Source organism: Bacteroides faecis MAJ27, from assembly GCF_900106755.1.
Lineage (GTDB): Bacteria > Bacteroidota > Bacteroidia > Bacteroidales > Bacteroidaceae > Bacteroides > Bacteroides faecis.
This window is the reverse complement of sequence record NZ_FNNN01000033.1, coordinates 1-24,721: the sequence shown is the minus strand read 5'-3', so window position 1 is coordinate 24,721 and position 24,721 is coordinate 1. Positions and strand designations below refer to the sequence as shown.

22 protein-coding genes are annotated in these 24,721 nt (G+C 42.7%); 14 read left to right on the top strand and 8 right to left on the bottom strand.

Annotated features, from left to right (window positions below; all coding sequences use genetic code 11):
- Positions 1 to 74: 74 nt before the first annotated feature.
- The 4 genes from BLW31_RS21050 (at position 75) to BLW31_RS21035 (ending at position 2,129) form a co-directional block, all read left to right on the top strand.
- Positions 75 to 659: a Crp/Fnr family transcriptional regulator gene (locus BLW31_RS21050; RefSeq protein WP_010539372.1), complete on the top strand. Its 585-nt coding sequence runs from the start codon at positions 75 to 77 to the stop codon at positions 657 to 659.
- A gap of 78 nt (positions 660 to 737) precedes the next feature.
- The gene (locus tag BLW31_RS21045) at positions 738 to 1,460 is read left to right on the top strand and encodes an SDR family oxidoreductase (protein WP_010539373.1); all 723 of its coding nucleotides are present in this window, start codon (positions 738 to 740) and stop codon (positions 1,458 to 1,460) included.
- Between the two features lie 202 nt (positions 1,461 to 1,662).
- Complete coding sequence (locus BLW31_RS21040) at positions 1,663 to 1,893, top strand: HAD family hydrolase (RefSeq protein ID WP_010539374.1); 231 nt, start codon at positions 1,663 to 1,665, stop codon at positions 1,891 to 1,893.
- Positions 1,890 to 2,129: a hypothetical protein gene (locus BLW31_RS21035; RefSeq protein WP_010539375.1), complete on the top strand. Its 240-nt coding sequence runs from the start codon at positions 1,890 to 1,892 to the stop codon at positions 2,127 to 2,129. Before BLW31_RS21040 ends, BLW31_RS21035 begins: the two co-directional genes overlap by 4 nt.
- A gap of 157 nt (positions 2,130 to 2,286) precedes the next feature.
- Here the strand turns inward: BLW31_RS21035 and BLW31_RS21030 are convergent, their stop codons facing one another.
- Positions 2,287 to 3,174: a transporter gene (locus tag BLW31_RS21030; RefSeq protein ID WP_010539376.1), complete on the bottom strand. Its 888-nt coding sequence runs from the start codon at positions 3,172 to 3,174 to the stop codon at positions 2,287 to 2,289.
- Positions 3,175 to 3,314: 140 nt separating this feature from the next.
- Here BLW31_RS21030 and BLW31_RS21025 point away from each other — a divergent pair, with 140 nt between their 5' ends.
- From BLW31_RS21025 to dnaA, 3 genes are all read left to right on the top strand, one after another.
- Positions 3,315 to 4,577 carry an N-acetylmuramoyl-L-alanine amidase family protein gene (locus tag BLW31_RS21025; RefSeq protein ID WP_029425706.1) on the top strand — a complete coding sequence of 421 codons (1,263 nt, stop codon included), beginning with the start codon at positions 3,315 to 3,317 and terminating at the stop codon, positions 4,575 to 4,577.
- 8 nt (positions 4,578 to 4,585) lie between these two features.
- Complete coding sequence (locus BLW31_RS21020) at positions 4,586 to 5,479, top strand: MlaD family protein (RefSeq protein ID WP_010539378.1); 894 nt, start codon at positions 4,586 to 4,588, stop codon at positions 5,477 to 5,479.
- 352 nt (positions 5,480 to 5,831) lie between these two features.
- Positions 5,832 to 7,241: a chromosomal replication initiator protein DnaA gene (dnaA, locus tag BLW31_RS21015; protein ID WP_010539379.1), complete on the top strand. Its 1,410-nt coding sequence runs from the start codon at positions 5,832 to 5,834 to the stop codon at positions 7,239 to 7,241.
- An 88-nt stretch (positions 7,242 to 7,329) separates the two neighbouring features.
- Here the strand turns inward: dnaA and BLW31_RS21010 are convergent, their stop codons facing one another.
- On the bottom strand, positions 7,330 to 8,070 hold the full coding sequence (locus BLW31_RS21010) for an NADPH-dependent oxidoreductase (protein ID WP_010539380.1): 741 nt from the start codon (positions 8,068 to 8,070) through the stop codon (positions 7,330 to 7,332).
- Between the two features lie 285 nt (positions 8,071 to 8,355).
- Between BLW31_RS21010 and BLW31_RS21005 the strand changes: the two genes are divergently transcribed.
- The 5 genes from BLW31_RS21005 to folB all read left to right on the top strand — a co-directional run bounded on the left by BLW31_RS21005 (position 8,356) and on the right by folB (position 16,511).
- Positions 8,356 to 10,893 (top strand): adenosylcobalamin-dependent ribonucleoside-diphosphate reductase, encoded by a 2,538-nt coding sequence (locus BLW31_RS21005; protein ID WP_010539381.1) that lies wholly within the window; start codon positions 8,356 to 8,358, stop codon positions 10,891 to 10,893.
- Between the two features lie 131 nt (positions 10,894 to 11,024).
- Complete coding sequence (locus BLW31_RS21000; RefSeq protein ID WP_010539382.1) at positions 11,025 to 13,706, top strand: 4-alpha-glucanotransferase; 2,682 nt, start codon at positions 11,025 to 11,027, stop codon at positions 13,704 to 13,706.
- A gap of 274 nt (positions 13,707 to 13,980) precedes the next feature.
- A complete protein-coding gene (locus BLW31_RS20995; protein WP_010539383.1) occupies positions 13,981 to 14,994 on the top strand; it encodes an acyltransferase family protein in 1,014 nt (337 codons plus the stop codon).
- Positions 14,995 to 15,088: 94 nt separating this feature from the next.
- Complete coding sequence (locus BLW31_RS20990; RefSeq protein WP_010539384.1) at positions 15,089 to 16,060, top strand: glycosyltransferase family 4 protein; 972 nt, start codon at positions 15,089 to 15,091, stop codon at positions 16,058 to 16,060.
- A gap of 82 nt (positions 16,061 to 16,142) precedes the next feature.
- A complete protein-coding gene (gene folB, locus BLW31_RS20985; protein WP_010539385.1) occupies positions 16,143 to 16,511 on the top strand; it encodes a dihydroneopterin aldolase in 369 nt (122 codons plus the stop codon).
- Between the two features lie 385 nt (positions 16,512 to 16,896).
- Here folB and BLW31_RS20980 read toward each other — a convergent pair whose 3' ends face one another.
- Genes BLW31_RS20980 through mtaB form a run of 4 tightly spaced genes read right to left on the bottom strand, consistent with a single transcriptional unit; the run spans position 16,897 to position 20,671 of the window.
- Positions 16,897 to 17,421, bottom strand: a complete 525-nt coding sequence (locus tag BLW31_RS20980; RefSeq protein ID WP_010539386.1) for a methylglyoxal synthase — start codon at positions 17,419 to 17,421, stop codon at positions 16,897 to 16,899.
- Between the two features lie 4 nt (positions 17,422 to 17,425).
- Positions 17,426 to 18,454: a glycosyltransferase family 2 protein gene (locus BLW31_RS20975; protein WP_029425707.1), complete on the bottom strand. Its 1,029-nt coding sequence runs from the start codon at positions 18,452 to 18,454 to the stop codon at positions 17,426 to 17,428.
- 2 nt (positions 18,455 to 18,456) lie between these two features.
- Positions 18,457 to 19,350: a lysophospholipid acyltransferase family protein gene (locus tag BLW31_RS20970; RefSeq protein ID WP_029425708.1), complete on the bottom strand. Its 894-nt coding sequence runs from the start codon at positions 19,348 to 19,350 to the stop codon at positions 18,457 to 18,459.
- The gene (mtaB, locus tag BLW31_RS20965) at positions 19,340 to 20,671 is read right to left on the bottom strand and encodes a tRNA (N(6)-L-threonylcarbamoyladenosine(37)-C(2))-methylthiotransferase MtaB (protein ID WP_010539389.1); all 1,332 of its coding nucleotides are present in this window, start codon (positions 20,669 to 20,671) and stop codon (positions 19,340 to 19,342) included. The genes BLW31_RS20970 and mtaB overlap by 11 nt, the downstream gene beginning before the upstream one ends.
- 109 nt (positions 20,672 to 20,780) lie before the next feature.
- Between mtaB and BLW31_RS20960 the strand changes: the two genes are divergently transcribed.
- On the top strand, positions 20,781 to 22,454 hold the full coding sequence (locus BLW31_RS20960; RefSeq protein WP_010539390.1) for a long-chain fatty acid--CoA ligase: 1,674 nt from the start codon (positions 20,781 to 20,783) through the stop codon (positions 22,452 to 22,454).
- A 159-nt stretch (positions 22,455 to 22,613) separates the two neighbouring features.
- A complete protein-coding gene (locus BLW31_RS20955) occupies positions 22,614 to 22,835 on the top strand; it encodes a hypothetical protein (RefSeq protein WP_008763944.1) in 222 nt (73 codons plus the stop codon).
- A 114-nt stretch (positions 22,836 to 22,949) separates the two neighbouring features.
- Here BLW31_RS20955 and BLW31_RS20950 read toward each other — a convergent pair whose 3' ends face one another.
- Both BLW31_RS20950 and BLW31_RS20945 read right to left on the bottom strand, forming a co-directional pair.
- A complete protein-coding gene (locus BLW31_RS20950) occupies positions 22,950 to 23,870 on the bottom strand; it encodes a sugar phosphate isomerase/epimerase family protein (protein WP_029425709.1) in 921 nt (306 codons plus the stop codon).
- A 138-nt stretch (positions 23,871 to 24,008) separates the two neighbouring features.
- Positions 24,009 to 24,721, bottom strand: a 713-nt coding sequence (locus tag BLW31_RS20945; protein WP_074759665.1) for a 3-keto-disaccharide hydrolase, incomplete at its 5' end; no start/stop codon positions are given.

The following is a 24,721-nucleotide window of genomic DNA, read 5'->3' as shown; positions in this document are numbered from 1 at the left end:
TTGGTTTCCAAAACCAACAAATTAGAAATGAAAAGATTATCTTTGCATATACAATAAATACATAGGTAAAGCACATGGAAGATTTCAATTTACAATATGCTCAACATCCTTCATTGGGTTTACTAAAAGACTTTCTGTTAGAACATGGAACATATAAAATTCTAAAGAAAAAAGAGTTATTTTCCATGCAGGGAAAGATAAACAGTAAAGGTGCATACATTAAAAGCGGTGCATTCCGATACACGTGCGTTGATGACAAAGGTGATGAACATATAGTAGGTTATGCCTTTCCTCATGAATTTGTTGGCAGCTTGGATACATGGATAAATCCCACCCAACCCTCTCCCGTAACAATAGAAGCCCTCTGTGATTCCGAGATTTACTACGTTACTTATCCTATTGCAAAACAGTTTTTCAACACAAATATGGAAACGTTATACATTCGCTGTATTCTTGCTGAACGGTCGTACTCTGTGATTTATAAACGTTTATTGGATTCATATTGCAAGAAAACAGAAGAATTATATCTTGATTTAGTAAACAGATGTTCTAATATTCAAAATTACATAACTTTAAAAGAAATCGCTTCTTTTTTACAAGTTACACCGGAAACTATCAGCCACATTCGAAAAAAAATACTATTAAATAGAAAGTCTTGAATCACTTCAAGGCTTTTTTTCTTTGTTCTTCGTTAATTTGCCGACTATAAATCAGTACAAATTCTAAAAGTAAAGAATATGGAAAATAAAGGATTAGCAATCATTACAGGTGCAAGTCAAGGCATTGGTGCTGTTATTGCAAAAGGATTGGCTCATGACGGTTTTCAAGTTGTATTAATAGCTCGTAATATAAAAAAATTAGAGAAAGTCCGTGATGAAATTCTACAATCACATACACAAGAAAATCATGAGCCTATTATATTGCCAATGGATATAACGGACAATATAAAGGTGGATTCTGAAATCAGGAAAATCAATGAGAGTTTTGGCAAAATAGATATATTAGTCAATGCTGCTGCCATGTTTATGGACGGCTCTTTGAGTGAAGCGATTGATGAGTACAGAAAGATAATGGAAATAAATGTTATTGCACAATATGGTATCTTGAAAACAATAACAAATATCATGAAAAAGCAGGCAAGTGGATATATATTTAATATTGTATCTCGTGCTGCCAAATATGGTTTTCCTAATGGTGGAATTTATGGCTCAACAAAGTTTGCTTTTTTAGGCTTGGCAGAATCCTTGTATCGAGAATTAGCTCCATTAGGAATACGCGTGACTTCTTTATGTCCCGGTTGGGTAAATACCGATATGGCAAAACAAGCCGGAACGCCATTTATGGATGATGAGATGGTACAACCTGACGATATTTTGAATACAATTCGCTATTTGTTGAATTTGTCACCAAATGTATGTATCAAGGATATTGTCTTTGAAATGAAAAAAAGTATTATATAGCCCTCTTGGCTATTCTTTTTATAATTATTAGAGCTTCAACAAATTAATAAGGGGTTGAAGCTCTAATATTACATAAGTTTATGAAAGAAGTAACAAAGTTAAATTGGGGGTTATTGAGCGTAGCCGTCGCAAATGTGGTCATAGGATTATTTATTGTTGAGAATTTCATATTTAAAAGCATATCTTTCCTATTATCTATTATATGTATCAGTTTAATGCCCTCAAAGAAAGCATAGAATTACATTATTATCATTTTGGCAATGATAATATCTATGATATTCAAATGGGGCAAAATGCTGGTTGTAGAACTTGTGGAGTAACACGTGGAAATCATAAAAAATATCAATTATTACACCAAGGAGCAGATTATGTGATAGATGACTTCTCTGAAATCAATTCAAATTTTGTAAATGCAATTATTATAGATAAATGAAGAATTTATTAGACCAGAGATTTTTCCGTTTGTTATCGGAATGTTCACAGCGTAAAGTTTCTGCATCCGAATTGGCAGAAGCTATTGAAGAATTAGCTACCCACATAGCCGATTTTTCTATTAACGAACAGGATTATAACGTATTACTACGTTATTTTTCTTTTGGCTTGTATCGTCTTAAATCGTATCGTACACGGTTTGAGCAAGAAAAAAATGCCCTATTTGCATCTTATTGATGAAGCAATAGGACTTTTAAACACTGAAATACGCCTTATTGAATGGCGCATCAAATACCCGGAACAACTCAAACAGCGGATTGAAAAACAAAACCTTTTCCCCTCTCTATTTCGCTGACAAAACAGCCCTTATCAACATCATGGAAATGGTAGCATTTTATCTCATTTTTCTCTTTTTCCACAACTGCCAACTGTTAATAATATTTTGCCACAGGACATACGAACCGGGAGCAACGGAAGACAACGGATTCAGATAAGTATGCGCCATCCATATCGCAAGAATTGTATTCTTCTGGCCCAATGCCTGACCACCGCTAATACGGTCATTATAAACCGATCCGATAGTTTTCCCTAAAAAGAACTGCAAGCAACAAGCGATCAAAGCTCCGACCGCAATCATTATTTCCGTAAAACCATCCGCCGGATCATTCAATAATGAAAATAATGTCTGAGCTGTCACGATAGCCAAAGAAACAGCCCACAGATAAAAAGCCAGTTCATGATATCCCAGCAACTTCTGATGCACTACAGGAAAAAATTTATTTAACAACCACGCCACAAGGAAAGGACAGATCAACAACGGAAACACCTTACTCAAAATCACCAGAAATGCTCCCCAAAAACTTACATCCGGATTTACCTCTATCAGGGGAAAAAGAACAGGCACCGCAATAGCAGCACCGATATTACCCAACAATGTATAAGTAGTCAGACTTGCCGCACTTCCTCCCAACTTTGAAGTAATCACTGCAGCAGCCGTAGCCGTAGGGCAAATAATACACACCATTACTCCCTCCGCTACAATCTTATTGAAGCGATAAAGCAACAGATAAGCAAGGAAAGCACCCCCGATCTGAATCAGCAACAACCATGCGTGCAGCGGTTTAGGCTTCAAATCATGCGGTGATACCTTACAAAAAGTCAGCAGTAACATCGTAAAGATAAGATATGGGGTCAGAAAAGAAAAGTAGATAAATATCGGATAACCGACAGCACCTACCAGCATCGCAATAGGCAACGTCCAATTCTTCAAAAACTTAAGCATCGTCGTATATTTTTTCTTAGAGGTGCAAAGTAACAGAGATTTCGGGAGAAAAGCTACCATTAAACCGAAAAAAACACAAAACTTAATTGTAAATCATGAGTTTTCTGCAAAATTCTACTACATTTGCACCGTATTTAAATATGAAACCGCATAGAACCTACATATTATATATATCAATCTGCCTCTGGCTACTTGTTTCTCCCCTATGTATCGGCAATTTATGGGGGAAAGATTTCGTAGTAGTTATCGATGCCGGACATGGAGGTCATGACCCCGGCGCCATAGGAAAAATCTCCAAAGAGAAAAACATCAATCTTAACGTTGCACTGAAACTGGGAAACCTGATCAAAAGAAACTGCGATGACGTCAAAGTGGTGTATACCCGCAGCAGGGATGTCTTTATTCCTTTGGACCGACGGGCAGAAATAGCCAATAATGCAAAAGCCGACCTTTTTATCTCTGTCCATACCAACGCTCTGGCAAACAACCGCACCGCCAAAGGTGCTTCTACATGGACATTGGGTCTGGCCAAATCGGATGCAAATCTGGAAGTAGCCAAACGGGAGAACTCGGTGATCCTTTACGAAAACGATTATCAAACCAGATATGCCGGCTTCAATCCGAATTCGGCAGAATCCTACATTATCTTCGAGTTTATGCAGGATAAATACATGGAACAAAGCGTACATCTCGCATCACTTGTGCAAAAACAGTTCCGACATACCTGCAGACGGGTAGACCGGGGAGTACATCAGGCAGGATTTCTGGTTCTGAAAGCGAGCGCCATGCCAAGTATCCTGGTAGAACTAGGATTTATCTCAACCCCGGAAGAAGAACGCTATCTCAACTCGGAAGCCGGAGCCAACACGATGGCCAAAGGTATCTATCACGCTTTCTTAAACTACAAAAGGGAGCAGGAAATACGCCTGACCGGAGCCAGCAAAACGATCATCCCAACCGAAGAACCATCAACAAACGCTCCGGAGATTGCCCAGACACAAAAAGATTCCGAAGAAGTGGACAGCACTCCGAAGCAAAGAGAACTGATAGCTGAAGCTAAAACGCCCGCCACTACCGCAAAAACAGCTCCCAAACGCCCTATTGTTTCAGAGAGCGCAACCAATGACAGCGAAATAACGTTTAAGATACAGATACTCACCTCTTCGAAACCTCTTACGAAAAATGACAAACGACTAAAAGGACTCAAAGATGCAGAGTATTACAAAGAAGGAGGACTGTACAAATATACGTATGGCGCTTCCAGCGATTATAACAAAGTATTACGCACCAAGCGTACTATCTCGGCACAATTCAAAGACGCATTCATCATAGCCTTCCGGAACGGAGAAAAGATGAATGTCAACGAAGCAATAACCGAATTTAAGAAAAGAAGAAATAAATAGAAAATAAAATGAAGTACATTACAAAAGAAGTTCGAATAGGAATTGCAGGTATCGTAGCATTATGCGTACTTGTCTATGGAATTAATTGGTTGAAAGGTATACATATGTTTCAGCCTTCAAGTTATTTCTATGCCAAATTTCAAAATGTAAACGGACTAACCAAATCGAGCCCTGTATTTGCAGATGGTGTTCGTGTAGGTATTGTGCGCGACATCGAATATGATTATGTAAATCCCGGAAATGTGATTGTAGAAGTTGAACTGGACACTGAACTGCGCATCCCGAAAGGAAGTAGCGCAGAGCTTGTATCCGAATTGATGGGAGGCGTACGCATGAATATCCTTCTGGCCAACAACCCGCGTGAAAAATATGCTATAGGAGACACCATTCCCGGAACACTGAACAACGGAATGATGGAAAGTGTAGCGAAACTCATGCCGCAAATTGAGAGTATGCTGCCCAAACTGGACTCTATCCTCACCTCACTGAACAACATCGTAGGCGACAAGAGTATTCCTTCTACCCTGCACTCTATCGAAACGACTACGGCCAATCTCGCTGTAGTCAGCTCGCAGATGAAAGGACTCATGAGCAAGGACATTCCTCAGCTGACCGGCAAGCTCAATACCATCGGAGATAATTTTGTAGCTATCAGCGGAAACCTGAAGGAAATAGACTACAGTGCAATTTTCCAAAAAGTTGACGCGACACTCGCTAACGTAAAAATGATTACAGAGAAGTTGAACAGCAAAGATAACACGATCGGACTGCTCTTCAACGACCCTGCTTTATACAACAATCTGAACGCTACTACAGAGAATGCGGCAAGCTTATTGGAAGACCTGAAAGTACACCCCAAACGGTACGTTCATTTCTCTTTATTCGGAAAGAAAGATAAGTAGCAAAATCTTCCTTATATAGATTTTATCTAAATAAGCAGACGTTGTATAAAAGGGAGTATAACCTCTGCAAAAGTCTATCTACAGACCGAAATAATATTCCCGTACAAACAGGTACGGGAAATATAAAAGAGCTGAAATAAAACGATAAACAACTAACATACAGATACTTATAATTTTGCAAGAGAGGGGAAACAGACAGTGTTCCAACACAATCATATAAGTCATTGAAAGTAAACACATTATTGTTTGCCCGAAAAAAACAAGAAAAAGCAAATTTGTTTTTTCCAAATAAGATTCCCAATTTTGCAAACGTAGAAGTTTCGCTTAATTTAATAAATGCATTAAAGTCACTATGATTGAATCAAATCATGTTGTACTTTGGAACCGCTGTCTCGAAGTGATTAAAGACAATGTTCCAGAGACGACATATAATACTTGGTTTGCTCCGATTGTTCCATTAAAATATGAGGACAAAACATTGATCGTACAGATCCCGAGCCAGTTTTTCTATGAAATACTGGAAGAGAAATTCGTGGATTTGCTACGAAAGACATTGTACAAAGCTATTGGCGAAGGCACCAAGTTGATGTATAACGTCATGGTCGACAAGACTTCGATTCCGAATCAAACCGTGAATCTCGAAGCAAGCAATCGTTCTACAGCTGTTACCCCTAAAAGTATCACCAACGGCAACAAGGCGCCCAGCTTTCTGAAAGCTCCGGCTGTTCAGGATTTAGACCCGCACTTGAATCCGAATTACAATTTCGAGAACTTTATAGAAGGATACAGCAACAAACTTTCAAGAAGCGTAGCAGAAGCGGTTGCGCAAAATCCAGCAGGTACTGCCTTCAATCCATTGTTCCTCTACGGAGCATCCGGAGTGGGGAAAACACACCTGGCAAACGCGATCGGTACTAAAATTAAAGAATTATATACCGATAAAAGAGTACTGTATGTTTCGGCGCATCTGTTTCAAGTGCAATATACAGACTCTGTACGTAACAACACGACTAACGACTTTATCAACTTCTACCAAACGATTGATGTATTAATCATTGATGATATTCAGGAATTTGCCGGAGTAACAAAAACTCAAAATACATTCTTCCATATCTTCAATCACTTACATCAAAACGGAAAGCAGCTTATACTGACTTCTGACCGTGCTCCGGTATTATTGCAGGGAATGGAAGAACGTCTGTTAACGCGCTTTAAATGGGGAATGGTGGCGGAACTGGAAAAACCGACTGTCGAACTCCGCAAAAACATTTTGCGGAACAAAATACACCGCGACGGTCTACAATTCCCACCGGAAGTGATCGACTATATCGCTGAAAATGTAAATGAGAGTGTACGTGACTTGGAAGGTATCGTTATCGCCATTATGGCACGTTCTACTATTTTCAATAAAGAAATAGACCTGGATTTAGCCCAACATATTGTACACGGCGTAGTTCACAACGAAACAAAAGCAGTAACCATTGACGATATTCTGAAAGTTGTATGCAAACACTTTGACCTGGAAGCTTCGGCTATTCACACCAAATCCAGAAAAAGAGAAGTGGTTCAGGCACGTCAGATCGCCATGTATCTGGCTAAAAATTATACGGACTTCTCGACTTCGAAGATCGGTAAGTTCATTGGCAACAAAGACCATGCAACAGTACTGCATGCCTGCAAAACCGTGAAAGGTCAACTGGAAGTAGACAAGAGTTTCCAGGCTGAAGTACAGGAAATAGAATCACTACTGAAGAAGAAATAATTCAAGTATCAGGTATTAACCGTAGCTGCATAAAGCAAAGCGGAGCAATCTGCATGGATAATACCTGATACTTAATACCTAATACTTATTATAAGAATCCTTGCTGACGAAGCACTTTCAGTAAATTCTCAGACATAAATTCATTATCTTTCTTTGTATAACGTACATCCGTAAATACCTGAGCCAAAGTTTCTTTCTTGTTTTCTTCTATAAACTGTTTATTTTCCGGTAACGACTCCTTGTACTCATACAGGCGGTCTATGTCCTCGGGAGTATAATCATGATAGACTTCCTGATGCACGGCAGCTTCCAGAGGTAAACGATCTACCTGTACCGGAGTACCATCCGGATAACCTACTGTGATAGTCGTAATAGGAAACACCAGTTCAGGCAATTGAAGCGTATCGATAATCATTTGCGGATTGTAAGTAGTCGTGCCCAGATAGCAAATCCCCAATCCTGCTTCTTCTGCCAAGGTACAGAAAGTCTGCGCCACCAATAAAGTATCCATTGACGCATTCATAAAAGACATTAAATTATCGTAGCCCGGAACAGCGTTTCGCTGCTCACACCATCTACTAAAGCGACGAAAATCGGCACAAAAAGTGAGCACGACAGGCGCTCCTTTTACCATCGGCTGATTAAAATGAGCGGGAGAAAGTTTCTCTTTCATCTCCGCATCACGGGTCACAATAACACTATAAAGTTGCATCCCTCCCATCGTAGAAGCACGGAAAGAGGTTTCGAGCAAATCATTTAACAAATCAGGAGCAATATCTTTCTGCAAGTATTTCCTGACTGTCCTTCTGTTCTTTACGGTCTCAAACATATCTTTTTTTTGCAAAGATATAAAAAGAAATATTATTTCGCTATATCCAATGAAAGATTCTAATTTTCTTTTTGGAAAACTTAAAGCCGTGAACAAAATACAAATTCAACTGTTAATCAATCACTTAACAATAACAAACGGAAAACTTAAAGCCTGTTGATAAAATGTTTCATTTTTATTTTGATAGATGAAAAAACATTCTTAGCTTTGCAACCACATTTGTTAGTGATAAGTAAACTTCTACACATTACTTATTAAATAATAAAATCTAAGACACATTGGATCGTGGAAAAACAAATTTATTCTTATGACGAAGCCTTCGAAGAATCTTTACGATATTTTCAAGGCGACGAGCTTGCTGCAAGGGTTTGGGTAAACAAGTATGCAGTAAAGGATTCTTTCGGAAACATCTATGAAAAATCCCCGGAAGACATGCATTGGAGAATTGCCAATGAAGTAGCGCGTATCGAAGCAAAGTATCCGAATGCATTGACAGCCAAGGAACTGTACGATCTGCTGGATCACTTTAAGTACATCGTTCCACAGGGAAGCCCGATGACGGGTATCGGTAATGACTATCAGGTCGCTTCACTATCCAACTGCTTCGTAATCGGAGTAGACGGCGCAGCAGACTCTTATGGCGCTATCATCAAAATAGACGAAGAGCAGGTACAGCTCATGAAAAGACGTGGAGGAGTAGGTCACGACTTATCTCATATCCGTCCGAAAGGTTCTCCCGTTAAAAATTCAGCACTGACTTCTACCGGTCTCGTTCCGTTCATGGAGCGTTTTTCCAACTCTACCCGCGAAGTTGCCCAGGACGGTCGCCGCGGTGCATTGATGTTGAGTGTGTCTATCAAACATCCGGATTCGGAAGCTTTCATCGATGCCAAGATGACGGAAGGTAAAGTAACCGGAGCCAATGTTTCCGTCAAACTGGACGATGCTTTCATGCAGGCTGCCGTTGAAGGGAAACCTTATATACAACAATATCCGATCGATTCAGAAAATCCGACTGTCACTAAAGAAATAGATGCTTCCACGCTATGGAAGAAGATTGTGCATAACGCATGGAAATCAGCAGAGCCCGGTGTCCTGTTCTGGGATACCATCATCCGTGAGTCTGTGCCCGATTGCTACGCAGACCTAGGTTACAAGACGGTATCGACCAATCCATGCGGCGAGATTCCATTGTGTCCTTATGACTCATGCCGTCTGCTGGCCATCAACCTGTATTCTTATGTAGTAAATCCGTTCAAGCCGGATGCCTATTTCGATTTCGATCTATTCCACAAACACGTGGCTTTAGCTCAGCGCATCATGGACGATATCATCGACCTTGAACTGGAGAAGATCGAACGGATCATGAATAAGATCAACGCCGATCCTGAAAACGAAGAAGTGAAACGTGCCGAACGTGTATTGTGGGAAAAAATCTACAAGAAGAGCGGTCAAGGCCGTCGTACGGGTGTAGGTATCACTGCGGAGGGCGATATGCTTGCTGCTTTGGGATTGCGTTACGGAACGGAAGAAGCGACCGAATTCTCAGAGAAAGTACACAAAACAGTTGCTCTCGGTGCCTATCGTTCTTCTGTTGAAATGGCTAAAGAACGTGGTGCTTTCGAAATATACAGCAACGAACGCGAACAGAACAACCCGTTCATTCAGCGTCTGGCCGAAGCTGATCCGGAACTGTATGCAGAAATGAAGAAATACGGTCGTCGTAATATTGCCTGTCTGACGATTGCTCCTACAGGAACAACCAGTCTGATGACACAGACGACTTCCGGTATTGAACCGGTTTTCCTGCCTGTTTACAAGCGTAGAAGAAAAGTAAATCCGAATGATACGAACGTACATGTTGACTTTGTTGACGAGACAGGCGACGCATTCGAAGAATATATCGTATTCCACCACAAGTTCGTGACTTGGATGGAAGCTAACGGATACGATCCCGCCAAACGTTATACTCAGGAAGAAATTGATGAATTGGTAGCCAAGTCACCTTATTATAAAGCTACTTCCAATGATGTAGACTGGTTGATGAAAGTGAAGATGCAGGGAAGAATCCAGAAATGGGTGGACCACTCTATCAGCGTAACCATCAATCTTCCGAACGATGTAGACGAAGACCTTGTCAACCGCTTATATGTGGAAGCATGGAAATCCGGCTGCAAAGGATGTACGGTATACCGCGACGGTTCACGTTCGGGAGTCTTGATTTCAACCAAATCGGAAAAGAAAGCCGAACTTCCTCCTTGCAAACCGCCTACGGTAGTGGAGACACGCCCAAGAGTACTGGAAGCTGACGTGGTCCGTTTCCAGAACAACAAAGAAAAGTGGGTGGCCTTCGTAGGACTGCTGGACGGACATCCTTACGAGATATTCACCGGTTTGCAGGATGACGATGAAGGTATCTTGCTGCCGAAGAGCGTGACTACCGGACGTATCATCAAGAATGTAGACGAAGACGGAACCAAGCGTTATGACTTCCAGTTCGAAAACAAACGCGGATATAAGACAACTATCGAAGGCTTGTCAGAGAAGTTCAACAAAGAATACTGGAACTATGCGAAGCTGATCTCCGGCGTACTCCGTTACCGGATGCCGATTGAACAGGTGATCAAACTGGTAGGTTCTCTGCAACTGAACAGTGAAAGTATCAATACTTGGAAAAACGGTGTAGAACGTGCATTGAAGAAATATATCCAGGACGGAACGGAAGCCAAAGGGAAGAAATGTCCGAATTGCGGCAATGAAACTTTGGTCTATCAGGAAGGCTGTCTGATCTGTACCACTTGTGGTGCTTCCAGATGCGGTTAACATCGGTCGTATGTTAATTAATATATAAACAAAAGATTAAAAGGAGTCCGAAAACGGCTCCTTTTATTTTTTATCCAAAAAAATGTCTTATACTTGCATAGTCATTAGTATCCAATCAAAATCTAATATATATGACTGTATCATTTAATATCGAATATCGTACCAGTTGGGGAGAAGAAGTCAGGATTGCCGGGCTACTGCCGGAATCCGTCCCCATGCATACCACAGACGGTATATACTGGACGGCAGACGTGGAACTGGAAGTTCCCAAAGAAGGAATGACCATCAATTACAGCTACCAGATAGAACAAAACCAACTCATCATCCGTAAAGAATGGGACAGTTTTCCAAGACGCCTCTTTTTATCCGGTGTCTCTAAAAAGAAGTATCAGATCAAAGACTGCTGGAAAAATATCCCCGAGCAAGTCTACTTCTACAGTTCCGCCTTTACGGAAGCCTTACTGGCTCATCCCGACAGAGCGGAGGTTCCTCCCTGCCATAAAAAAGGGCTGGTGATCAAGGCATACGCCCCACGCATCAACAAAGACTACTGCCTGGCTATCTGCGGAAACCAGAAAGCATTAGGAAACTGGGACCCGGACAAAGCTATCCCTATGAGCGACGCAAACTTTCCGGAATGGCAGATCGAACTGGATGCAAGTAAGCTGAAATTCCCGCTGGAATACAAGTTCATACTCTATCATAAAGAAGAAAAGAAAGCGGACTGCTGGGAAAACAATCCCAACCGTTATCTTGCCGACCCGGAGTTAAAAACAAATGAGACATTGGTCATCTCCGACCGATATGCTTATTTCGATATTCCAGTCTGGAAGGGAGCCGGTATAGCGATTCCTGTTTTTTCACTGAAGTCAGAGAAAAGTTTCGGAGTAGGAGACTTCGGAGACTTGAAACGTATGATTGACTGGGCCGTAAGTACCCAACAAAAGGTAATACAGATATTACCGATCAATGATACTACCATGACTCATGCATGGACCGATTCTTATCCTTACAACAGTATTTCCATTTATGCTTTCCATCCGATGTATGCGGATATAAAGCAGATGGGGACATTAAAAGATAAGGCAGCCTCAGCCAAGTTCAATCAAAGACAGAAAGAACTTAACAGTCTGCCGGCGATTGATTATGAAGCTGTCAATCAAACCAAATGGGAGTACTTCCGCCTGATCTTCAAGCAGGAAGGAAAAAAAGTATTGGCTTCCAAAGAGTTTGGAGAATTCTTTGAAGCCAACAAGGAATGGCTGCAGCCTTATGCGGTTTTCAGTTATTTGCGCGACGCCTTCCAGACGCCTAATTTCCGCGAATGGCCCAGACATGCTGTTTATAATGCTCAAGATATAGAGAAGATGTGTCAGCCGGAATCTGTAGATTATCCGCATATCGCACTCTATTTTTATATTCAGTTTCATCTGCACCTGCAACTGGTAGCCGCTACGAAATATGCCCGCGAACACGGTGTCGCACTCAAAGGAGATATTCCGATCGGTATCAGCCGCAATAGTGTGGAAGCATGGACAGAACCGCATTACTTCAACCTCAACGGACAAGCGGGCGCCCCTCCCGACGACTTCTCTGTAAACGGACAAAATTGGGGATTTCCTACCTACAACTGGGACGTTATGGAAAAGGATGGTTATCGTTGGTGGATGAAGCGTTTTCAGAAAATGGCGGAATACTTCGATGCATACCGGATTGACCATATTCTTGGTTTCTTCCGTATTTGGGAAATCCCGATGCATGCCGTGCATGGATTGCTGGGACAGTTCGTTCCCTCCATCCCTATGAGTAAGGAAGAAATCGAAAGTTACGGCCTTCCCTTCCGGGAGGAATATCTGATGCCCTATATTCATGAATCCTTTCTCGGACAGATATTCGGCCCGCATACCGATTATGTGAAACAGACATTTCTCAGTCCTTCCGAGACATCCGGTGTCTATCACATGAAACCGGAATTCGAAACTCAACGGAAGGTGGAAAGCTTCTTTGCAGGAAAGAATGATGAAAACAGTATCTGGATTCGGGATGGGCTGTATACATTGATCAGTGATGTCCTGTTCGTGCCGGATACAAAGGAAAAAGATAAATATCATCCCCGCATCGGAATACAACGCGACTTTATTTTCCGTTCACTTAGTGAGCAGGAACAGAATGCGTTTAACAAGTTATACGATCAGTATTATTACCATCGCCACAATGAGTTCTGGCGCCAGCAGGCTATGAAGAAGTTGCCACAACTGACACAATCGACACGCATGCTGGTTTGCGGAGAAGATTTAGGAATGATTCCGGACTGCGTTCCATCCGTCATGAATGACCTTCGTATCCTCAGTCTGGAGATTCAGCGGATGCCTAAGAATCCGATGCACGAGTTCGGATATTTAAATGAATATCCATATCGGTCTGTCTGCACTATCTCCACTCATGACATGTCAACTTTGCGCGGCTGGTGGGAAGAAGATTATTTGCAGACACAGCGTTATTATAACACGATGCTTGGACATTACGGAACTGCACCGACAGTTGCCACTCCCGAATTGTGCGAAGAGATAGTACGCAATCATCTGAAAAGCAATTCCATTCTTTGTATTTTGTCACTGCAAGACTGGTTGAGTATTGACGGTAAATGGAGAAATCCGAATGTCCAGGAAGAACGGATTAATGTACCATCCAATCCGCGCAATTATTGGCGTTACCGGATGCATCTTACTTTGGAGCAGTTGATGAAAGCAAAAGGACTCAATGATAAGATACGAGAGTTGATAAAATACACCGGAAGGGCTCCTAAGAAATAAAGAGAGAAGTTCCACTGTCTGTAGAAAGAATCAAAAAACAGAGTCAACGATTCATGATGATGATATTTTCAGGCGCGGATGACGCGGATGAACACGGTTTTGATAGTCTATCTCTTAAAACCGTGTCTATCCGTGTCGTCCGTGCCTGAAAAAAATCAGATGAGCATTTTGCCACATCCCTTTCTCTTCCATAAGACGATTGTTTATTTCCCTTCATTCCTCTTTTTCCAATTATTCAAGTATCTTTGCAGCGCAGAAACGCAAAGCAAGATAAATGACAGATAATCAGAATCAGCGTATGGATTTTGTAGACTTAACCAAGGGAGTCTGCATTATTCTGGTAGTGATGGCGCATATCGGAGGCGCTTTCGACCAGCTTGACAAGCATTCTATGTTATCCTGCTTCCGTATGCCTCTCTACTTCTTTATCTCCGGAATTTTCTTCAAGCCTTACGAGGGATTATCCGGTTTCACTGTCAGAAAGATAAATAAGTTAATCATTCCCTTTATCTTCTTTTATGTCAGCGCCTTCCTGCTAAAATATATTGTCTGGAAAATCGCACCGGGGACTTTCCACCTACCCGTATCGTGGAAAGAATTACTGTTTGTCTTTCACGGACACGACCTTATCAAGTTCAATCCCCCCATCTGGTTTTTGCTGGCTCTGTTCAATTGCAATATCCTGTTCTATCTGATTCACTATCTGCGTGAAAGGCATTTACCCCTTATGTTTGCAGCGACTATACTGACCGGATGTACGGGATTCTTTTTAGGCAAACTGCACATAGAACTTCCTCTATATATAGATGTTGCGATGACTGCCCTCCCCTTCTATGCGGCAGGTTTCTGGATTCGCCGGTATAATTTCTTCCTGTTTCCCAGCCATCGGTTCGACAAGACGATCCCTGTGTTTGTTCTGCTGGCATTGGTCGTGATGTACTTCACCGCTACCACACCGGGAATGCGAACCAACAATTACCCCGGAAACATATTTCAGGTATACACCGCTGCCTTTGCCGGAATCTTTATGATTATGCTGATCTGTAAGAAAATAAAAAGAATGAGCATCGTTTCTTATCTGGGACGATACTCCATAATCACGCTCAGCATTCATGGTCCGATTATACATTTTGTAAGCCCGGTGGTTTCGCACTATATCCATAATGGCTGGGCAGAAGCAAGCGTACTACTCCTGCTGACACTCGCCATTTGTGTTCTCTTTACCCCTATCCTGCTTAAGATTATTCCACAGTTGGTAGCACAGAAGGATTTATTAAAAGTCAAATAATAAAACATAGTACAAGCCAAAGTTTTATTAACTCTAAGTTCAATTATCAAATAAATTACTACTTTTGCTCCAAAGAACTATAGATCAAAAACAAATGAATATTACAATTGTCTTAGGAGATAAGATTCCATCAATAAAATACGGCGGAACTCAAAGAGTAATGTGGTATCTGGGCAAGGAAATGGATAAACGCGGACACAAAGTTACCTTCATCGCAGGAAAAGGCTCTTATTGTCCTTTTGCAAAAGTAATAGAACTCGATCCTGCCGGAAACTTAAATGCCCAAATCCCCGCAGATACGGACCTCGTGCATTTCAACATTCCCGTTCCCGATGGAATTACCAAGCCACACCTACTGACCATCCACGGCAATGGAATCCCTGCCAATGCAGACCGGAACATTGTTTTTGTCTCACGCAACCATGCGCAAAGACTTGGAAGTGAATCATTCGTATACAACGGACTGGACTGGGACGATTATGGCCCCGCCAATCTCACCCTCTCCAGAAAGAACTATCACTTTCTGGGCAAAGCAGCCTGGAAGGTCAAAAACATGAAAGGAGCCATCGCCGTCGTCGAAAGCATAAAAAATGCACAGCTGGACGTTTTAGGCGGTTATCGCCTTAACCTCAAAATGGGCTTCCGCTTTACGTGGAATCCACGAATTCACTTTCATGGAATGGTAGACGATTCGAAGAAAAAAGGATTTATTGAACAGTCTAGAGGACTGATCTTCCCCGTCACATGGCACGAACCTTTCGGCCTGGCTATAACAGAATCTCTCTATTTCGGAGCTCCCGTCTTCGGCACTCCCTACGGGGCACTGCCCGAACTTGTTCCACCGGAAGTAGGTTTTCTCACTACTCACAGACAGGAAATGGCGGAACATATACAGTCAGCACAGTATTCTCCGAAAGTCTGCCACGAATATGCCAGAGATTTATTCAATTCAAGCGTAATGGCAGAAGCCTATTTAAAGAAATATGAAACGGTACTGAACGGCGAACCTTTGAATAAAGAGGTTCCCCATGTCATAGACATCGCACGACGTCTGCCATGGGACTAAAACCCGCATTCACCTAACATGGTTGATGACTAGATTCTCACAGATAAAGCCATACCTTTACTTTTTTATAAAATAAAAAGACATGAAGATAAACAACAGCTATATTTTACTGAAAGACATCTGCTGCTTCGCCTATCATGGAGTAGCGCCACAAGAGAATATCATTGGAAATGAATATCTTATCAATCTGAGATTGAAGGTAGATATCAGCCAGGCTATCCAAACAGACGATGTATCGGATACAGTCAGTTATGCCGACATACACGAAGCTGTGAAAGCGGAAATGTCCGTCTCCTCCAAATTGCTGGAACATGTATGCGGACGAATAGCCAAAAGACTGCTCGCAGAATTTCCTGCTATCGAAGAAATAGAACTTCGCCTTTCCAAACGGAATCCACCGATGGGGGCAGATATAGACTCAGCCGGTGTAGAACTGCATTGCAGCAGATAATCACGATTACCTATAATTGAACCGCCTGTGTCAATCTGGCGGAACGATTGTGCCAACTTGATAGAACAACTGTGACAACCTATGGGAATGGTTGTGCCAACCCATAGGGAACGGTTGTGCCAAGCGCTTGGCACAGTTGTGACACCGCGATGGCACAGTTGTGCCAAAGGCGTGGCACGAGCAAGGTATCAGCGACCTTCTCTGCCCTCCTATATAGGGGGATTCTCATCTACGATAATAGCGATCGGAAGGACACACTTTATTAAAGGACAGCAAGTCCCGAGCTGCGCTTACTTTCCAGAAGATCAGGTCCATATACAAGAAGGCTGCCTCAAAACAATGAAGCAGCCTTGCACTATAAGTATGATTTCAGTCTACAAGCGACCTATCTCTTTTTTCTTTTTCTTTTATTCACCGATTCTACCGCCTCCGTTACCACGGATTTATTTTCGAACCTCTTCGTATAGCCGGAATAGTCCGGATGAATACGTTCATAATCGGGGTCCATAAACAGAGGGCTGGAAATGATATGATCCGCAGTAGAACGATTACAGCAGAAAACTATATTTTCAACACCTGCCAGACGGGTTAACGCTTTTACATCCGTATCATGCGGCTGCAGTGTCATAGGGTCAGTGAAAAAGAAAAGATAATCAATCTGACCGTCCACAATACGCGATCCCATCTGCTGGTCACCGCCCAAAGGACCCGATTTCAGAATAGTAAAATCCCATTCCACTTCAGGATGCTTCTCCTTCAGTGCTTCCAGAATCAGAGTACCCGTCGTACCTGTACAGTAGAATTTATTTCCCATCAACAGTTCCGAGTTCCACAGTACCCATTCGATAAGGTCTTTTTTCATAGCATCATGCGCTACCAGCCCGATGCCTCTTCTTACTTTTGATTCCATTTTGTTATCCTTTTAAATCCGACAATTGAGAGAATCTTTTGCACCCTCCCACATAAAACTGCCACAAGATACTACTTTTTATCCGTTCAGGGATTGGATTCAAAGAAGTTTTTCGCAAGTTATCTTTACGGGAAGAAGAAAATGAAGGACAAATCTGTCTATACTCTTTCCGGGCGCGCATCACCGCACGGGCGTTGTCCAACTGTCCCTTCAGCAGAAATGTGAATGCTGCCACATAATCGAGACAAGCCCGGATACGCATCACTTTATTTAACTCTTCATCCGGAAGATTCTTATAGAGCATGACAAGATTATTACGAAAATTCAGAAAAGTCTTACGGGGATTCTCCTTTTTAAGAGTTGCCCCGCCGACATGATAGACCGTACTCTGAGGAATGCAAACTATTTTCCGACCACGGGAACGCAACCGCCAGCATAAATCAATCTCTTCCATGTGAGCAAAGAAACGTCCGTCCAGTCCTCCTGCTTCACGATAATCTGCAAGGCGGATAAACAGGGCGGCCCCCGTCGCCCAGAAAACCGGAAGGATTGTGTCATACTGCCCCTCGTCTTTCTCAACAACTTCCATCACGCGCCCGCGACAGAAGGGATAGCCGTACTTATCAATAAATCCTCCGGCTGCTCCGGCATATTCAAAATACTCTTTTTGCCGCTGGCTTCGGATCTTCGGCTGACAGGCGGCTACCTCCGGATGAGCATCCAAATAGGAGATCATCGGTTCGAGCCAATGTTCCGTCACTTCAACATCGGAGTTCAGAAGTACCACATATTCCGCTTCGACCTGCTGCAAAGCCAGATTATATCCATCCGCAAAGCCATGATTCTGATCGAGCACAATGATTCTGACACAAGGAAATTCTTCCCGGAGCATCTCCACAGAAGCATCCGTAGAGCCATTGTCGGCTACACAGACTTCTACTTGTCCGCTCTTCGAACAGCGGACCACAGACGGAAGAAAAGTACGAAGCATATCGCACCCGTTCCAATTCAGAATAACTACCGATACTTTCATCATCACCCCCTTTCACATTCAGCTTTAGAAGCTTTCCAACGTTTATGTGACCACAGCCAATAAGCCGGCTCCCTGCGAATCGTCTGTTCCAGGTAATTGGCAAACATTTCCGTGATTTCTCCTTCGCTTGTTTCCTTCGGCTTTTCTGTCATCAACTTAAATTCAGCTATGCAATACCCCCTGCCGGGTTTTGTCAGGTCACAATAGAACACAGGGAAGTTCATCATCTTCGCGATACGCTCCGCCCCATTCAGAAAAGCGGTTTCCTGACCCAGAAAGGTCGTCCAGTATTTTTCATTCCCGCTGGGCCACTGATCCGTAATCAAGCCGACTACCATCTTTTTGCCTTCACGCTTCAACTTGATAATTTCGCGTGCCGTCGAATGTTTCGGAATGTTATATCCTCCGAAACGGGAACGGATACGTTGAAATAACTCGTTCAGATACTTATCTTTCAAAGGTTTATAGACCTGTACCGGTACATCTCCCGGCTTCATGATCGCTCCCATCCCGATCAGCCATTCATAGTTGGCATAATGAGGAATCATCACAATGATTCCGCCGTATTTCTCGGTCAGTTCCAGATATTGTTCCGTATTCTTATAGGTCATCCGCTGATAAAGGTCCTCGGGTGACATGTGGAGCATTTTCAAGTCTTCGAGCATATAGTCCGAAAGGTAACGGTAGAAACGACGTTCTATCTGCAATCTTTCCTCCTTGCTTTTCTCGGGAAAAGACTTCTTCAGATTCTCCCGCACTACTTTCCGCCGATACCTTCCTATACGATACATCAACAGGTAGTTAAAATCCGAAAGTATGTACAACATGCGGAAGGGAAGCGCCGAAAACAGCCACATCCCGCTATATACCAGCCAATAAATAAATCTAGACTTCATCATTCATCAGAATTGTGCCTTTAAGCGCTGTCATCTCTTCATTAAATTCTCCCAGCCGAACGTTAATCATCTGATTATCCAATGATTCATCATTCTCTACTTCCACCCGGATATAGTTGGCGGTAAACCCGTGCATGGGAGTACCCGCTTTCGATTTTTCCATCAATACCTCCATGGTCTGCCCGACATGACGGGCATAAAAAGCCTGCGTCTTTTCATCCGAAAGCGCCAGTAGCCGCTGGCTACGCTGATGTTTTTCTTCCGGCGAAACTACATAATCTATCTTCAAAGCCTGTGTTCCCGGACGTTCGGAGTAACTGAACACATGCAACTGTGTCACATCCAATCCGGAAATGAACTGATAAGCCTGTTCAAAATACGCTTCCGTCTCTCCGCGCGTACCTACTATTACATCGACCCCGATAAAAGCATCGGGCATCACTTCCTTGATTTTCTTTATTTTAGAAGCGAAGAGGGCTGTATCATAACGACGGCGCATCAACTTCAGCACTTCATCGCAACCTGACTGCAAGGGAATATGGAAATGGGGCATAAATCTACGGGAACGGGAAACAAACTCGATGATTTCATCGGTCAGCAAATTAGGTTCGATGGAGGAAATACGGTAGCGTTCAATGCCTTCCACCTGATCCAGTGCTTTCACCAGATCAAAAAAAGTTTCGCCGGAAGTCTTACCGAAGTCTCCGATATTCACTCCAGTCAGCACTATTTCTTTTCCACCTTCGGCAGCAGCCTGTTCCGCCTGCTCCACCATAGAGGCAATGGTACCGTTACGACTGCGTCCACGGGCAAAAGGAATGGTACAATAGGAACAGAAATAATCGCATCCGTCTTGTACTTTCAGGAAGAAACGGGTACGGTCGCCACGTGAACACGAAGGTGAAAACGAACGGATATCTTTGGTGGTAGTAGTAAATGCCTCTCCCTCTTCATGCTTATGAAGGTCACCCAAATACTGAAGCAAGTCTCCTTTTTGCTCGGCACCCAGCACTACATCTACTCCTTTTATCTTTGCCACGTCACCGGGTTTCAACTGTGCATAGCAGCCGGTCACTACCACAAAAGCTCCGGGATGCTGCTTTACCAAACGGTGAATAGCCTGACGGCATTTCTTATCTGCCATCTCCGTCACCGAACAGGTATTTACCACACAGATATCTGCTTTTTCCCCTTTACGTGCAGTCCGGACTCCTGCCTCCCGCAGGATTTTTCCGATAGTTGAAGTCTCTGAAAAGTTCAATTTGCAGCCTAACGTATAATAAACGGCTGTCTTATTTTGAAATACAGTGGTATCTATCATAATCTGTTATAACGCATATTTCCTGCAAAGTTACACATTATTATTAGTAAAACACTTTAGGATACGAAAGTTTATTCCTATTTTTGCACAATTCACTAAAAAACGTGCAATGATTAAAGAGAATTTCATTAAACTATACGAAAATAGTTTTCGGGAAAATTGGGATTTACCTTGCTATACCGATTATGGTGAATCCGTTCATTATACTTATGGCCAGGTAGCCGAAGAAATCGCCCGCATACACCTGCTTTTCAAATATTGCAGCCTGCGAAGAGGAGATAAAATAGCCGTTATCGGCAAAAACAATGCCCATTGGTGTATCGCCTATATGGCAACCATCACCTACGGAGCCATCATCGTCCCTATTCTACAGGACTTTACGCCCAACGATGTGCACCACATCGTCAATCATTCCGAATCCGTCTTCCTGTTTACCAGCGACAATATCTGGGAAAACCTGGAAGAAGAAAAGCTGACCGGACTGCGCGGAGTCTTTTCGCTCACCGACTTCCGCTGTCTTTATCAGCGGGATGGAGAAACCATCCAGAAGTTTCTGGTACACCTCAACGATGAAATGCACGCTGCATATCCGAAAGGATTCACGCGCGAAGACGTCCAATACACGACGTTGTCCAATGACAAGGTTATGCTGCTGAACTACACATCGGGAACCACCGGTTTTAGTAAAGGTGTAATGCTGACAGGCAACAATCTTGCCGGCAATGTCACTTTCGGCATCCGTACCGAGTTACTTAAAAAGGGAGATAAAGTACTTTCTTTTCTGCCGTTGGCACATGCCTACGGTTGTGCCTTCGACTTCCTGACCGCAACCGCCGTCGGAACTCATGTCACCCTGCTCGGTAAAACGCCTTCTCCCAAAATTATCATGAAGGCTTTTGAAGAAGTCAAGCCGAACCTGATCATCACAGTTCCGCTGGTGATCGAGAAAATATATAAGAATGTCATCCAGCCACTCATAAATAAAAAAGGTATGAAGTGGGCACTAAATATTCCTTTGCTCGACACCCAGATTTACAATCAGATACGCAAAAAACTGATAGATGCCCTGGGCGGTCGTTTCAAGGAAATCATTATCGGAGGCGCTGCCATGAATCAGGAAGTGGAAGAGTTTTTCTACAAAATAAAATTCCCTTTCACCATCGGTTATGGTATGACTGAATGCGGACCGCTGATCAGCTATGCCCCCTGGAATGAATTTGTATTGGGATCTTCAGGCAAAGTACTGGATATTATGGAGGCACGCATTTACAAGGAAAACCCGGAAGCGGAAACCGGAGAAATTCAAGTACGCGGTGAAAACGTGATGGTAGGGTATTACAAGAATCCGGAAGCCACACAGGAAGTATTCACCGAAGACGGATGGCTGCGCACCGGTGACCTCGGCACGATGGATGCCAGCGGAAATATCTTCATCCGCGGACGACTTAAGAGCATGATCCTGAGTTCGAGCGGACAGAATATCTTCCCCGAAGAACTGGAAGCCAAACTCAACAACCTGCCATTTATCCTTGAAAGCCTCGTTATCGAACGTAACAAGAAGCTGGTAGCACTGGTTTATGCAGATTACGAAGCATTGGACTCCCTCGGACTGAACAACCCGGATAACCTGAAAACCATTATGGATGAGAATCTGAAAAACTTAAATAATAATGTAGCTGCTTATGAGAAAGTAAGCAAGATTCAGCTTTATCCCACGGAATTTGAGAAGACCCCGAAAAGAAGCATCAAAAGGTATCTATATAACAGTATAGCTGTCGATTAGTATGTTTTAAAACATGGAATAAAGGCGTAATATAACAAGCTTCTAAAAAAAAATATAAAAATAGTTGGCTTTTCGAGAACAACGTATTGAAAAAGTACATAACTTTGCAGCGTTTTAATAAAGCAATTGATTGTATTACGTTTTTAAAAAGCAAAGAAAATGAAAAAATTAGTTTTGATGGCCGTAGCTATCGTAGCAGTATCATTCGCATCTTGTGGTAACAAAGCAGCTGACGCAGCAAAAGCTCAACAAGATTCTATCCGCATCGCTGACTCAATTGCAGCTGTAGAAGCAGCAGCAGCTGAAGCAGAACAAGCAGCAGCTCAGGCAGCTGACTCTTTGAATGCAGATAGCACTGCAACTGAAGCTGTAGCTGAATAATTCAGAACAGCCTAGAGAGAATTGAAAGTCTGACATGCTAAAGCATGCACAGACTTTTTTTTATGCCTTATCTCAAGCAACAAAGCTATTGCTGGAGATTCCGAAGATCAATCCTTATTTAGCGTATGAGCTTTTCACAAAGGGAGCATCCAGCAAATAATCCAGACTTACCTCGACACTTTTCTCCACAGGCATGCTGTAGCTTTCTATCTCTGCAACAAGATGCTTCACACCAGCCGTCTTTGCATTCTTGAAAATAGCGTCGAAACCAACCATTCCGCTCTGTCCGATTTCTCTGTGATCTTTGATATGGAACATTTTAAAACGACCGGGGTATTTATTAAAATAATCGACCGGACTGTTTTGCCCGCGAACTACCCAATAAACATCCATCTGGAAGAAAACATATTCAGGATTGGTATGCTCAATCATGTAATCATACATCACTTTATCTTCTACCTTCTGAAATTCATGAGCATGATTATGGTATCCGAACGACATCCCCTGCTGTTTGCAACGTTTGCCTATTTCATTGTAATAAGCACAATATGTATCCAACTCCTTAAGTGTTTTAGGCACATCCATCCAAGGAGCTACAATGTAACTCATACCGGCAGCTTTATGATCAGCAATACACTGGTCCCACCATTGAAGTGAACTTGAAAAATCACCGGAAGCTAATTCTTCTTTCGACAATCCTCTTGTGCAATGTGAGGATAAAACCTTCAGTCCGGCAGATTCAACATCTTTTTTAAATTGACCGGGAGTTCTGTCGTAAAACTTTCCATTATTATAATTGGCGGCTTCCACACTGGTATATCCCATTTTCGCCAAGTTCTTCAGAAGAGTAATATAAGCGGCGTCACATTTGCCGTCCTTATTGTCTACCTTATTCAATATATCTCTGACAGAATAGAGTTGAATCGCTACTTCTTTTTTAGCTTTTGCTTTCGCTTTTGTTTTAGACTGTGCCATGGCTGTAAACGGAATCATTAAAAGAAGAGCCAACGCACATAAATTTATTTGGAGTTTCATGTTTGTAGATAAAGGGGTTCAAGTATTAAAATGAAAAGGCTGTGTCAGAAGTTCGTCAGGCATATCATTCTGTCATTCAGAACTAAACGCCAGTTGATTTTACTTTCAACACAGCCTCTCTTTGAATTATTTACGCGATCAGTCCAAAACCTTCACGCGGATATTGCGGAACCAAACATCGTCACCGTGATCCTGCATTCCGATGAATCCTTCATGGTTTTCACCACCGCAGTTATTCAGCAGTTCGAAAGCCAAAGGCCATTTGTCTTCGCTGAATTTGCTGGCCTGCAACATATCAGTCCATTGTTTTGTCCACAGGTGATATTCAAGAACATTCTCGTCATTCTGTCCGTGAACAACAGTGCCTTTGTAAACCATGATCTTAGCCTTGTTCCATTCGCCGAAAGGTTTCGCATTCTGGGGAACAGCCGGAATCATGTCATACAAAGAAGCCGACTGACGGTTATTGTCCTTACCCAGTTTGGCATCCGGATGATTGTCATTGTCCAATACCTGATATTCGGGAGCGGAGATATAGATCGGTTCGAGTACATCGTTACCATCCTTGTCCTTGGAAGTCACTTCCTGAGCCAGATAGAAGATACCGGAGTTACCGCCCTTGGAAATCTTCCATTCCATTTCCAGTTCGAAGTTCTTGAATTTGTGAGCGAAGATCAAATCTCCGCCGTCACCGTCCTGCGCTTCACCGCCGCCGGAACCGTTGAACTTGATACAGCCGTCCTCGATAGTCCACTTGGAAGGCACTCTGTCCTTACCGTAACCACGCCATCCGTTGAATGTTTTTCCGTCAAAGATGGTGATGTAACCATCCGCATCTACCGGTAATTGCA